This window comes from Actinosynnema sp. NPDC023658 (assembly GCF_040639995.1).
Classification (GTDB): domain Bacteria; phylum Actinomycetota; class Actinomycetes; order Mycobacteriales; family Pseudonocardiaceae; genus Actinosynnema.
Window position 1 is genome coordinate 1 of sequence record NZ_JBFAAX010000158.1, and the last position, 12,240, is coordinate 12,240.

The 12,240-nt window shown below is 69.0% G+C and carries 11 protein-coding genes; 5 read left to right on the top strand and 6 right to left on the bottom strand.

The annotated features are described in order from the left end of the window. Window positions 1-113 precede the first annotated feature (113 nt). Window positions 114-638, top strand: a complete 525-nt coding sequence (locus AB0G02_RS18355) for a hypothetical protein (RefSeq protein WP_360795518.1) — start codon at window positions 114-116, stop codon at window positions 636-638. A gap of 318 nt (window positions 639-956) precedes the next feature. Here AB0G02_RS18355 and AB0G02_RS18360 read toward each other — a convergent pair whose 3' ends face one another. The 5 genes from AB0G02_RS18360 to AB0G02_RS18380 form a co-directional block, all read right to left on the bottom strand. Then, entirely contained in the window at window positions 957-1,232 is a 276-nt protein-coding gene (locus tag AB0G02_RS18360) for a hypothetical protein (protein ID WP_360795521.1), read from the bottom strand. A 34-nt stretch (window positions 1,233-1,266) separates the two neighbouring features. Beyond that, window positions 1,267-1,602: a DUF6247 family protein gene (locus tag AB0G02_RS18365; protein ID WP_360795524.1), complete on the bottom strand. Its 336-nt coding sequence runs from the start codon at window positions 1,600-1,602 to the stop codon at window positions 1,267-1,269. Next, window positions 1,565-2,158, bottom strand: coding sequence for an SAM-dependent methyltransferase (locus AB0G02_RS18370; RefSeq protein WP_360795527.1), 594 nt, complete (start codon window positions 2,156-2,158; stop codon window positions 1,565-1,567). Before AB0G02_RS18370 ends, AB0G02_RS18365 begins: the two co-directional genes overlap by 38 nt. Window positions 2,159-2,431: 273 nt before the next feature. Further along, entirely contained in the window at window positions 2,432-2,896 is a 465-nt protein-coding gene (locus AB0G02_RS18375; protein ID WP_360795530.1) for a DcrB-related protein, read from the bottom strand. Continuing rightward, on the bottom strand, window positions 2,893-7,344 hold the full coding sequence (locus tag AB0G02_RS18380; RefSeq protein WP_360795533.1) for a CHAT domain-containing protein: 4,452 nt from the start codon (window positions 7,342-7,344) through the stop codon (window positions 2,893-2,895). Before AB0G02_RS18380 ends, AB0G02_RS18375 begins: the two co-directional genes overlap by 4 nt. Window positions 7,345-7,612: 268 nt before the next feature. On the opposite strand from AB0G02_RS18380, the gene AB0G02_RS18385 reads away from it, so the two are divergent. The 4 genes from AB0G02_RS18385 to AB0G02_RS18400 all read left to right on the top strand — a co-directional run bounded on the left by AB0G02_RS18385 (window position 7,613) and on the right by AB0G02_RS18400 (window position 11,269). After that, window positions 7,613-8,752, top strand: coding sequence for a PPE domain-containing protein (locus AB0G02_RS18385; protein ID WP_360795536.1), 1,140 nt, complete (start codon window positions 7,613-7,615; stop codon window positions 8,750-8,752). Between the two features lie 12 nt (window positions 8,753-8,764). Beyond that, window positions 8,765-9,079, top strand: coding sequence for a type VII secretion target (locus tag AB0G02_RS18390; protein ID WP_360795539.1), 315 nt, complete (start codon window positions 8,765-8,767; stop codon window positions 9,077-9,079). Continuing rightward, window positions 9,076-9,810, top strand: coding sequence for an ESX secretion-associated protein EspG (locus tag AB0G02_RS18395; RefSeq protein ID WP_360795542.1), 735 nt, complete (start codon window positions 9,076-9,078; stop codon window positions 9,808-9,810). Before AB0G02_RS18390 ends, AB0G02_RS18395 begins: the two co-directional genes overlap by 4 nt. Window positions 9,811-10,426: 616 nt before the next feature. Beyond that, on the top strand, window positions 10,427-11,269 hold the full coding sequence (locus AB0G02_RS18400) for a hypothetical protein (protein ID WP_360795545.1): 843 nt from the start codon (window positions 10,427-10,429) through the stop codon (window positions 11,267-11,269). Here the strand turns inward: AB0G02_RS18400 and AB0G02_RS18405 are convergent. Beyond that, window positions 11,248-12,240: BTAD domain-containing putative transcriptional regulator (locus AB0G02_RS18405; RefSeq protein ID WP_360795548.1), on the bottom strand; the 993-nt coding region annotated here is incomplete at its 5' end. The genes AB0G02_RS18400 and AB0G02_RS18405 overlap by 22 nt on opposite strands.

A 12,240-nucleotide genomic window follows, 5' to 3' on the forward strand; every position in this document is an offset into this window, starting at 1 on the left:
GTGGTCGCCGGGCCCGTCCCGAACACCCGGGTCCAGGTGCTGGACGAGTGGTTGCGGCCGGCCGAGACCGGCGAGCTGTACGTGTCGGGTGCCGGCTCGCGGCGGTCGGGGCCGTGATCGCGGGCTCGGCGAGTGTCTACGCGAACGCGCGACGCGCGGGCAGGCTCGCGGTGGCCCGCCGGTCACGCCGGGACGCGGCCACCGACGCGCGCAGCGCGTTGAGCGCCGAGACCGCAGTGCTGGCGCAGCAGATCATCGACCTGGACCGGCGGCACGCGACGGCGCGCACCCGGCAAGCCGAAGACGGGCAGGCATTCGACGGGCGGTTCCGGGATCTGATGGCCGACTACGCGGAGTTGCTGGAGGCGATCACGACCGCGGACAACCGAGGTGACGTCGACCTGAGTGCGCTCGCCACGCGCATCCGGCTGTTGAGCGAGCGGTGCGACCGTGTGCCTGCCGATAACCTCATCCGTCCAGGTAGAGGGCATACGAAGCCCATAGGAGTCGAGTGTCCGCAAACACGGCCGCCAAACGACTCGGCGGCATCCTCAACGAGTACCAGCGCGCCACCTAAGCAGCACGAACGTGATTTTCGGCAGGCACAAGGTTACATAACGCCGACAGCACAACAATAAAAATTTTTGCCACCACAGAGCACTTCGGAGTTACAGAAGTGCTCTGCCCGGAACGCAGCCCGACCGCCCTGCCGTTCACGGTCGTTGACCTGCGGTTTCACGCCGTTTGGCGCAGTTGAACGCGGTTCGAAGAGCACTTCGGTGTGAATGAAGCCGATATATCGCCTCTACCAGCAGAAATAGAATTAGCACAGGAAAAACACGGCTATCGGGTGCCGTTGAATGCGGTTCGACGCTGCTGAACCCGTCCAACGGCTCCCATTTTGCTCCCACCGCCCGCGCCTACATGCTCCTCAAGACCCCGAACCGCCAATCGGATCAGGAACCGTGGTCGCGGTCGAAGGACACCCAGGTCACCAGCAGCACATCCACCCGGTCCTGGGACGTCAAGAACAGATAGGTGATCAATCCGAGCCCCTGGCCGAACGTGAGCTGGAACAGCCCGCCATCCGGATTGTCCGGGTTGAGTGGGCTGCCCCGCTCGGGCACCAGGGTCAGGACTTCGAATGCCTCACCCAGCGCCACGAGCGCTTCGGGTGGAAGCGCGCGGATCTGCTCCTGCGCGTCAGGATCGATGTCGAGGGTGTACGCCATGATCGTCGTCGACCGCCGCCTGGACTACCGGCGACTACAGACCCAACCCTGCCCGCAGTTCGTCCCACGACACACTGCCCGGTCGGGAGGCACCCGCACGACGGACCTCGACAGTGGTGTCCACCAGCCGACGGGCCGCCTCCGGGTCCTCGCGGGTCAGCAGCGCGACCCGCCGCCACACCTGCAGGGTCGACCGCAACTGGTCCAGACGCAGAGTCCGCCGAGCCGCGCTCAACGCGGCATCGAAAGCCACATCGAACTCGCCGGCATGCTCCGGCAGCAACACGGCACGGATCAACTCCGGCGAACCGAACAACTCAGCCGCCCGGCCATCACCCACCCACTCGGGCGCCGACTCCAGACCATCCACGTCCACCACCCGGCCAACAGGCCGGTCGGGCTCGGACGAACGGGCAGCCGGAGAACTCACACAACGGATAGTAGCCCCAACCGCCACCGAACGGCGGGACACCACCGCAACCCAGATGCCGTACGCCGAGGCCCTCGCAGGCGAACACGCCAGCCGCGGTGCCGGTGCGCCGGACCGCACACTCGACTGAGGCACGACGGCGATCCCCGTCAGGCGCGACTGCGGGATGCCGACTCCACACCGAGAGGCCGAACTGCATGACAAACATCTGACCTGCATGGATGGCGTTTTCGGCAAGCACAACGTTCGCCTGCACCGCCTCGATCCTCGCCGCCAGCTCGCGGTCGACCGCGAAGTTGTGCCCCCCGCCGAGCAGGTAGTCGTAGACCCGGGCCACGCTGGGTTGATCGCGGTCGATCCCCTGCGGCAGCCAGGTCGGCTCCTCGGGCCGGCCGGCCGCGGTGCGCGGTTCCCCGGCCTCGGCCGCGCGGTGTTCTCGGGGATCAGGCAGATGGTCCACCTGGTTGGGATAGTCGTCACGATGATCACCGGTCAACCGGATCCGACTCGCCTCACCCGATCAGCGCAGCGTGCGGAGCCTCGCCTCCACGGCGCCGGACTCGCCGGCCCGATCGCTCTTCCGGTCACCGCATGCGGAGCATGCCCGGTCCATCCACGATGCGCACGGTTCACCAGGTCCGGACATCAACTGATGCTGCGCGCCAGGAACGTTCACGAGGCGGACGAGCAGGCTCGAACCTCACCGCGGAGCAGGATTGAGCAACGGAGTCCCGCAGGTGGATCTCGGCGACCAGTCGCGGATGTGGTATCAGACCTCGAACCTGTCGTTCGAGGGTCCGTCCTCAGCGAAACGTGTACTACCGATGATCTGCTCCATGATCGTCATATTCGCTTCGAATTGACCCAGGAGGTCGGTGTAGGTGAAGTTGTACACGCGTTCACCCCGGAACACGAAGAACTGCCTCTGCCGGAAAGCGTCTCCGTTCGACGTGAACTCGTAATCGATCAGCCGCCCATCATGACGGCCGAACGCCACCGACTCCTCCAGGTTCATCATGAAATCAGCGAGTGTGCCGTACAAGTTGGCAATGTGATCGTCGATGAACGCCTTCACCGTCCGCCCGCACAACTCCCTCACCGTGAGGACCAGATTATGCCGGAAGCCGTCGCGCACGGCCGCCACGGTGATCTGGGACAAGTCCTCCCAGCCCGGCAGAACAGGCATCATCACACCGGAAATGCCCGCGTGAAGCATGTCATCCCCTTCGATCAAGCACGTTCGCGCAGCACGGCGAGAATCTCTTCTGCGGTGAGCACGTCCACCTCGGGATCGGGCTCGGGAGCCGGTTCGGGACCGGACAGGAGGGCTTGGTGCGCACGCACGACGGCGCGCAACGCGGCCACCATCGTGGTAGCCCGATCACCCACCAGCGGTTCGACAGCAGGTCCGTCGATGGCGGGTTTCCCCCACACACTGATCACGAACCACGTCGCCGGCAGGCCGGAGTTCGCGCCGACGAGCACCTCGGGCAGCACCCAGCCGGAGTCGGCGCGCACATCAGCACGCAGTTCGTCGACGCCCGCCAGGAACCGACCGCCCCGCTCGGGGTCGACGCACGCGACCAGGTCCGGTGCCACCTCGACCCGCAACGGCTGGGCGCGGGCCCGAGCCAGAGCGGCTTGCTCGCGGCACCGATCGTCCGTCGCCACGAGGTCGAGCAGCACCTGTTCTTCGTCCAGACCGGAAGCAGCGATCCTGGTGAGCCTCCGCGCGAGGGCGAGCACGTCCCGCGCGCGGTCGGGGCGTACCGCAGCCACCGCGCGCAACGCCTGCGCCGCCGCCGTGTACGCCCGCACTTGGAGGCGATGCTCCGCGGCGGCCCACAGGTGGCGTTCGGCCTCATCTGCACGGCCCAACGCCCGGGCTACCTCGGACAGGCGTTCGCGCACCTCGGCGGCGGCCTCCCGAAGACCGTGCCGTTCGTAGTGCTCCAACGAGCTCTCGAGCACCGGACGGGCCTCCGCGAAACGTTCGGCCCGCAGCAGCAGCACTCCCAAGCGTTTCGCGATCCGTGCCGATCCCCCGCGACCGCTGGCGCCGAGCAGCACGAGCATCCGGCGCAGCGGACCTTCGACGCTCGCCTCGGGCAACCCCGCCACCTCGCTGAGGTCCAAGAGAGCCTGCAAGGCAGGGATTTCACGATCGGGTCGGCCCATCGCCGCAGCGATCGCGGCGGCTTCCCGCGCCCACTCCACCGCTGCCCCCGGGTCCGCCGTCCCGGTCGTGAGTTCGTCGGTGACCGACTCGATCAACGTGTTGATCAACGCGGTCGGATCTGCCAGCTTCCGCGCGACCTCGTCCTGCGTCTTCCTGGCCAGGTCGGCCGCCTCGCGGTCGCCCGCGGCCGCGTGCACCCGGCGCAGCCCGACCAGCGCGTCGAGCTGGTGTCCGAGATGCCCCGTCAGCTCTGCCCTGGCATGAGCGGCCTCGAAGTGGGCACGGGCCGAAGCCAGGTCACCCGTGCGGTGCGCGATGCTCCCGCGAAGGAGGTCTACTCCACTCTTGATGCGCTGGGTGGTGCACCGCGCGGCGGCATCGTCCACCCAGCGGACCGCGAGGTCGATGCGGCCGCTGCGCAGCGCGGCGTCGGCCATCGTCAGCAGGGTGATCGCCTGGTGCGCGCTGGTACCTTTCGCTTCGTCGATGGCCAAGGCCGCGTTGAGGTCTTCCAGGGCGGCGACGGCATCGTTCCGCGCGAGGTGCTGTGCGACAGCTCGATCCAGGAGCACCGCAGCGTGGTAGAGCCCGTCGCGCGGGACCAGGTCGAGCGCCTCGGTGATCAGCTCGCGAACCTGGTCTTCCCATCCGCGTGGACGCGCTGCCGCGAGCGCCCTGGCTTTGGTGCGCAGCGCGAACGCCAGGACGTTCGGCCGGTGGTGCCCGCGAACGAGTGTGATCGCCTCGTCCAGGTCCAGCATCGCGTGTTCAGGCGAGTGGTCAGCGGATCGGAAACCCCGGTACGTCAAGATCTCCGCGCGGTCCCCGTCCGCGTCCGGCGGGCACACTTCCAGCGCCTTGGCCAAGGTGAGGTCGGCTCTGCCCTCACCTGACTGCACTTTGACCTCGCTCAGGATCATGTACAGCACGTGGTGTTCCCGGCCGTGCTCGTGGAGCCGCTGCAACGTAGCCGAGCACAGCTCGCGAGCCTCGGTGAACCGCAGCCGGAACAACTGGTGGTCGGCCAGCGCGATCGCGGTCTCCACCTCCAGATCGAGATTTGCGCCCAACCGCGCCAGGCGGTGCACCTCTCGCAAGGTGGCGACGTCAACCTCGGTCAGGTCCTCCGCCTCGACCGGGTCTTTCGCCTGTGCCGCGAGGGCCCCGGCACAGGCCGCGTGCCGTGCGCGCAGGACAGCGGGGTCGTGTTCCGCGACGTATCGGGCTCGGAGCACACCAGGCAGCGCGAACAGGTCGACATCGCCCGTTCGGTGCTCCAAGAGTCCGAGGTTGGCCAACCGCCACACGGCTTCGCTCGCGTCTGCCCCGGTCAGTCGTGACAGCACGTCGACGGAAACCGGTACGTGGAACGGGGAGGCGGCCCGCAGCACGCGCGCGTCGTCACGGCTGATCCGGTTCAACAGCAGGGGAGCGAAGACGTCCTTCTCCAGGAACTCCAAGCGGTTGTGCCGGAGCACGGCGCGCAACGCGTCCGGTTCCACCCGGACTTCACGCCGGACAGCGTCCACCAGCCACTCGGTCAACCGGGTGTTGCCGCCCGCGGTGGAGATGATCTCGTCCACGCTGGCCGCGGACAGCGTGACGTCCTCCCCGGCTCGCCGCGCGACCACGCGTTCCAGGTCGGACCGGCCGAGCGAGCTCAGCCTCCTGACCTCCAGGTACCGCAGGCACGGCAGGTCAGGCGGGTACCGGGTGGTCATCAGGATCCTGTGCGGCCCGTACCCGCAGGTTCGCACGGCGTTGACCAGGGCGTTCAACACGGACGCCGCTTCGGTGGCGGTGGTCGGCTTGCCGTCGACGAGGACGATCGCCCCGGCGTCACCGGGATCGGCCTCGAACGAGTGCTCGAACGCATCCAGTTCGAACAGCAGCAGCTTCCCCGACGCCGCCGACCACCTACGCAGGAACCAGGTCAGCCGGTCGACCAGCGGCAGCGTGGGCGGCACGTCGTGCAGGTACACGTCGCGCTCGATGTCAGCGGCGATCGCGTCCACCAGCTTCTGCTCGGTCAAGCCGTCGGCGACCCGCACCACTTGGTAGTCGGCGGCGAGTCGCTGCTCGATACGACGTGCCAGACGAGTCTTCCCGAGCCCGCCCATCCCGCACAGGACGAGTCCGACCGGATCCGGGGTGGCGCGGACACCGAGCAGCCGGACCGCGTCCTGCAATTCCCGTCTGCGGCCGATGAACCCCGTACTGCCCTTACCGCGCGCCTCGTCGTCCGGCCTCGGGATGATCTGCATGACGCCGCCCCCGGATCGTGGGGCGGGAACGAGGGCACCGGGCAGTTCACCGGCCACGAAGACCCGCAGCGCAGGCCAATCCGCTCCACCATCTCTCACCATCGATCGGTAGGTGGCGGCGAGGGCTTCGGCGACGGTTCTTCCCAGGGCCAGAACTTGGTAGAAGGCCTTCACAGCCTCAGTGGAGTGAGCATCGGGTGTGCGCCGGTCCCAGCCGACCACGACCGGGATGCCGGAGCCGGCCAGGCGCGCGGCGAGCCTGCCGGTCGGGAAATCGTCCACCTCGCCGCCCATCGGGCGACCGGAGAGGAACAGCACGGATGCGCCGCTGTCGCGGATGGCATCGCGCAGCACGATCGCGTCTGCGTCGACCCTCTCGCCGCGGACGCCCTCGGTCGCGAGAACGACCTCGCCCCGGGTGTACCCGACGTGACCATCCAGGTGGATAACGTCGAAGTGGCGGTAGTCGTACTCACCCCACCTGCCCTCGAGGTCCACGAGGTTGCCGGTGTCGTCGAAGTGCGGCTCCAGCGGGTGCTCGCGAGCCAACTTGATGATCACGTCGTGCTCGGCGTCATAGTCGAGTTCGGGCAGGTCACCGACGGGCGCGCAGGCCATGTAGAGAAGCCGCAGGCCGCGCTTCGCCACGGGATGCGGCTGACCGCCCGACGTGACCACTCGGACGGGTACGACAGGATCGGGCGCGGCGACGAGGAACGTCGAGCCATCGTGCAGCAACTCCCATGGCAGCTGCGCGATCTCCTCGTCCGCGTTGATCGCGAGGACCATGGTGGGCCGCGAGCCCTTGGTGCGATCGCGATATCCGGTCAACACCCGCTCCGCGGTGTCGACGAACGTGTGCAGCCGGGAACCGCACTGCGCCAACAGGGCGGAGCGGTGCTGCGGAGCTCGGGTCATGGCCCTGCGCAGTAACGCGCCGACACCCCGGACCAGACGTGTGACCTCGGATGTGGAGACGTCCGTCACGTGGTCCGAACCGTCCGCGAACCTGTGGCGCAAGCGAAAACCACCGGCGGCTCCGAGCAGTTCGACGTCGACGCGGTGTTCGCGCTTGAACCCGGCCGATCGGACACCGTCCGCGCGATCCACGTGCACACCGCCGGTGATCGTCCCGGCCAGTACCACAGGTCCGTTGACCGATCCGTGCAGGTCGTTCCAGATCCGCGCACCGGAAGGCCCGTCCTGATCATGCGAATCGGATGCCGCCACCAGCGCCACCTTCCCGGTCGCCGGTCCAGGGTCGGCTTCCCGGCCGGGATTGTCGCACCTGCACACAAGGGGAACAAGGCCGGCGATTCGATCCCTGATCGCATTTTTGCGGCGAGAAATAGTCGAGCCCGGTTCACCCAGGCGCGAAAGCCGAGGGAAACTCGGGTTGACTTGCCTTTCGCCCACGAACAAGGAGCGTCAGTCACCACTTGACACCACTCCACGGTCACCTTTCGGGCATCATGAACGCCCGGGCACCTGGCGGATGGAGGCTCATTTGGACGAGGTCGAGAGCGACGCCGCGCAGGTCGGCGCACGGGACGCCGACCTGCGATCCCCGGAAGCCGGAAACCACTCGTCAGGCGACCGGTACGTAGCCGGGGGCGTGCATTGGGAGAGCTTCAGCCACCGGCAGCTGTTCGCCATGCTCCACGAGCGGGCCGATGTGGCCGCGGTGCACGAGGCCGCTGACCGGTGGCAGCAGTACGCCGAGTCCATCGGCGCGTTGGCCGATCGGTTCGGCCGGATGCTCGCGTCACTGGAAGCGGCGTGGAGCGGCGAAAGCGCGGACAGCGCGATCTCAGCACTGCGGAAGAACACGGAGTGGCTGGCACAGCTGGCGCGCACCACCACGGACATGGCCAGGCCGATCGACGAAGCCGCCTACCAACTCTCCGCCGCTCAGCGGGCGATGCCCGCGCCACCGGACACGGAGGGCACCCCTGCCGGCGCGGTCACGGGCAGCGCGGCGGGACCGGGCACCGGTTTCCTCATCGCGGTCGTCGGAGCCGTGACCGGCGGCACCACCAGCGTGGTCGGGAGCATGATCGAGCGGTCGGCCGAGAAGGACCAAGCCGTGTACGTCATGCGCGAACACGAGCGCGGCTCGCGAGTTGTCGACGCCGACACGCCGCAATTCTCCGACGCCTTGACCACCATCCCCGGCCTCGTGTCCATGCCCGGGCTCGCTGCGGCCGTCGGACGCACCGTCGCGGCGTCGACAGCCCATCGGCGTGCTCGAGGTGGGCCACCGGAAGTGCGGCAGGCCCCCACAGGCGATTCGGCCGCAGGAGCGGGTGCGGCGCAGACCTCGACCGCCGCGTCCTGGGCGGCCGTCGGCCCAGAGGCACGGTGGCAGGCGATGACCTCGACTTCGGCGGTGAGCGGCACGGTGGTCGGCAACCAGCCGGTAGGCGGTTCGGTGGCGACGCACGCGGCGTGCAGCCGGCTGGTCGGGGGCGGCGGGGTGCTGCCGCCCCCAGTCGACAGGACGACGTCGCGGGCATTTCCGGCGAGCGGCACGCTCGCGGCCGGAGGTGCCCGCCGCGAGGAAGGTGACCGCACCCGGTCCTACCCCTACGACTTCGACTTGTTCGGCGACCTGGAATCAACCGCACCCGCCGTGATCGGCGAGTAGAAGGGAATTGTCATGGACGGTGACAAAGACAAGTTGGACGTCGACGCAGAGACTCTGCAACTCGTGGGGACAGGCGTCACCGGACTGGCCGTGCAGCTCGCGGAGATCCGGGCAGAAGTGGACGCGCTCAACCGGGAGTTGCCGCTGGGATCAAGCCCGCACGCGGAAGCGCTCAGCCGGAAGTTCGCCGATCGAGCGGCACAGTTCCGCGACCTGCTGGACGTCATGGAGACGCAGTTGGTGTTCATCGCAGATGAGCTCGGCACCACTGCGAGCGTCTACCGTCAGGCCGATGACGGGGTCCGAGAGACGCTCGTCACTCCATGACCGGACACCTCCTGACCGACCGTGAGCTGCTCCTGCTGTGTGAGTTCGCCGAACGCTCGTGGCCACTCCCGCTCGCGGAGCCCCACATGGCGACAGATCACCAGGCGCACCTGGAACGCACCAACGAAGCGGTCAGGACGTTGACCGCACGAGGACTGGCCGACGAACGAGGTCCGCGGGACTTCGCGGCGGACGTAGTGACAGCGTTGAGGGAGGGAGGTCGGGCGTACCTGGTCGTGGGCGGATCGGCACCGCTGGCCGCAACCGTCCTCCGCCACACGCGCACCTGCTGCATCCTCGTTCAGCACAGGAACGACGTCAGAGTGCTGCGATCGACTGTCGACACGTTGCCGGACGCCCTCTTGTCCCTGGTCCCCCGGGTGCGTGCCGCGAACGCGATGCCACTGCTGCTGCCGCGCAAGGCGGTCGACGCGGTCAAGCACCTGCGCGAAGAGCACGTCGTCGAACGGGTGCTGGCGGAGCACGGTGTCAACCGCGCGACACAGCAGCGGTGGATCACAACGCTGCACCCCGTGGTGTCCGACGGCCAGTTCGGCAGCCGACCAGACGACGAGGTGCGGTGGGTTGACAGTGGACTAGGCCGGTTGAGTTTGACCGAGAGCAGTGGGTGGATCAGCGTGAATCCGCTTTCCGAACGACTGCTGCGCAGGCGCTTCTGGGAAATCCTGCACAGTTGCCGAGCCGATAGTGATCACCCACCAGGGAGTTGATCACTGTGGTCGAGGTCTGAGGTCCGCACGGTCGTCGCCTGCGCGGCAGGTGCCGCCCACCGGTCGACGACACCATCACGGTGGCGATCGAGCGTAGGGCCCGCGAGAACGCCGACTGGGGCTACCGCCGGATCCGGGGTGAGTTACTCACGCTCGGCCACCGCGCAGCAGCGTCGACAGTTCGCCGCGGGCTCAAGCGCCGCCGGGTACCACGCGCCCACCGCGGCACCAACACCTCCTGGCGACAGATCCTCCGGGCGCGAGCCGCGAGCCTGCCGGTATTGGGGGAACAGCGCGAGACTGCCGGTGACCGCGCGGGTCGAACCCCAACTCCACGACGCCCGCCTCCCACGTCGTCCAGTCCCACCACATCGTGACTGAGCAGGACTTCCAGCGTCCACGCCGCTCCCGAGCAGGCCTGCCGCCGTGCGTCACCCTCGCCCGCAGGGCCCGCTGCCACGTCCCGTGACGGCGGCGCGACCACCCGGACAAGGGGGTGCGCCACCAGCGCGGACCCGGTGTGGGACCGGTTCGACGCAAGGACTTTAAGACCGCCCTAATGGCGTTCCCGAGACTGGTGCCACGACGCTGTACCCGCAGTTCACGAGGGGGAGACATGAGGAAGTGCACGAGGGTGGCGGCTGTGCTGCTCGCGTTGGGCACGGCAGCGGCCGGAACGGCGGTCCCGGCGGCGGCTGCCCCGCTGGGCCTGCAGTTGGTGACGCGGACGAGTCCGGTCGACCAGGCCACCAAGGAGGTGGTCGTCGGCTGCCCCGGTGGCACCAAGGCTTACTCGGTCGGGGCGCGCGTCAACGGCAGCCCGCCCGGGTTCGTCGTCGTCGACCGGGTGGAACCGGCCGCGGACCTGACGTCGGTCGTCGTGCGGGCCCGGCCGCGCGTGGTCGGCACGGCGTGGAGCGTGACCGGCTTCGCCCTGTGCGGCTTCGGTCAGCCGAGGCTGTACCCGTCGGGCGACACTGTGCAGGCCGACCAGGTCCTGCACGACACGGACACGGATGCGGAGTCGTGCCCGGCCGGTCAGGTCACCGGGGTCGGTGCCACGATCAGCAATCCGGCCAACGAGCCGGTGGGTCTTTACGCCCTGAAGCCGAACCCGGCCCTGAGCGCGGCCATCGCCTCGGCTTCCGGCCCGGCGGGCCCGTGGCCGGCGGGTCAGTGGAAGGTGAAGGCGTGGGCGATCTGCGCCGAGTTGTCCCTCGACCTCGCATTGGTCGAAGCGATGTCGGGCAAGAGCGAAGACTCACCGAAGACGGTCATCGCGACGTGCCCCGACGGGTCGCTGATCGGTTGGGGCGGCGCGGTCGACGGACCCCCGCCCCACAAGCCGGCGGCGTTGGAGGGCACCACGCCGAACACCACGGACAACGAGGTGACCGCGATCGGCACCGCCGGTGCGAGCCCGTGGAGCATGGCGGCCTACGCGATCTGCGTGAAGTGACCGCCGGTCGGGGTCGGGTCGGGCAACGGGCTCGGCTCGACCCCGATCTCGCGCATCCGCAGCACGTACGCGCGGTGGCGGCGGTGGGCTTCGCCGTGGCTGCCCGACGCTCGGAGGCTGCGCACCAGCGCGAGGTGCGCGGTCTCGTCGTAGCGGTCGCGTTCCAGGATGCGCAGGCAGTACCGGCCGGCGGCCACGTGATCGCGGTTCTCGGTCGCGTGCTCGGCCAGCGCGGTGGCCACCTGCACGTAGGTCAGGCGTGCGTCCTCGCGCAGCTCGACGGCCCAGTCGGCGTAGGGGTCCTCCTCCAGGAAGTCGCCCGCGTACGCGGTCTCCGCGGCGGCCAGCAACGCCGCGGTGGCCGATCGCTGCCGCTGCCGACCCGCGAGCCCGGCACGGGCGTCAGCGAGGAACCGCCAGACGTCCACCTCCACCGCGTCCGGGTCGAGTCGCACCTGGTCGGTGTCAGCGATGATGCCGTGCGCGTCGCCTCGGTCGGGGTCCAGCACCAGTCGGGCGGTGGACAACGCCACGGAGAACCGGTTGGCGAGCCGCTGCGGAGGTTCTCCGGGCCACAGCAACTCCATCAGCGCCTCGCGGGTGGTCGGGCGGCCCCGGCGGGCGACGAGGATCTTGACCAGGTCGCGGGCCTTGCGCGACTGCCACGCGGTGACCGGGATGGGTTCACCGCGCCGCAGCACCCGGAAACCACCGAGAGTCTGGATCGATATCGGTGGGCGTGCCGATCCGCGGCAGGTCGCGGCCACCTCCGTGGCTTCGGCGGCGGCGGCACGTGCGCCGATCCGGAGGGCGGCCTTCTCCGCGACCTCGACCAGGGCGAGGCCGTCCGCGCCACCGAGCAGCCGGGCCTTGGCCGTGGCGACGGCGATGTCGCCCAGCGGGTTGCCGATGTCCTGCCACAACGCGGCCGCCTGGTCGAGCAGTGAGCGGTCGCGGCGGGTGCCGCCCAG

Coding starts and splice junctions, on each gene's coding strand:
- AB0G02_RS18360 (WP_360795521.1), bottom strand. CDS start 1,232: ATGGCGTACACCCTCGACATCGATCCTGACGCGCAGGAGCAGATCCGC.
- AB0G02_RS18390 (WP_360795539.1), top strand. CDS start 8,765: ATGGACGGTGACAAAGACAAGTTGGACGTCGACGCAGAGACTCTGCAA.
- AB0G02_RS18395 (WP_360795542.1), top strand. CDS start 9,076: ATGACCGGACACCTCCTGACCGACCGTGAGCTGCTCCTGCTGTGTGAG.
- AB0G02_RS18400 (WP_360795545.1), top strand. CDS start 10,427: ATGAGGAAGTGCACGAGGGTGGCGGCTGTGCTGCTCGCGTTGGGCACG.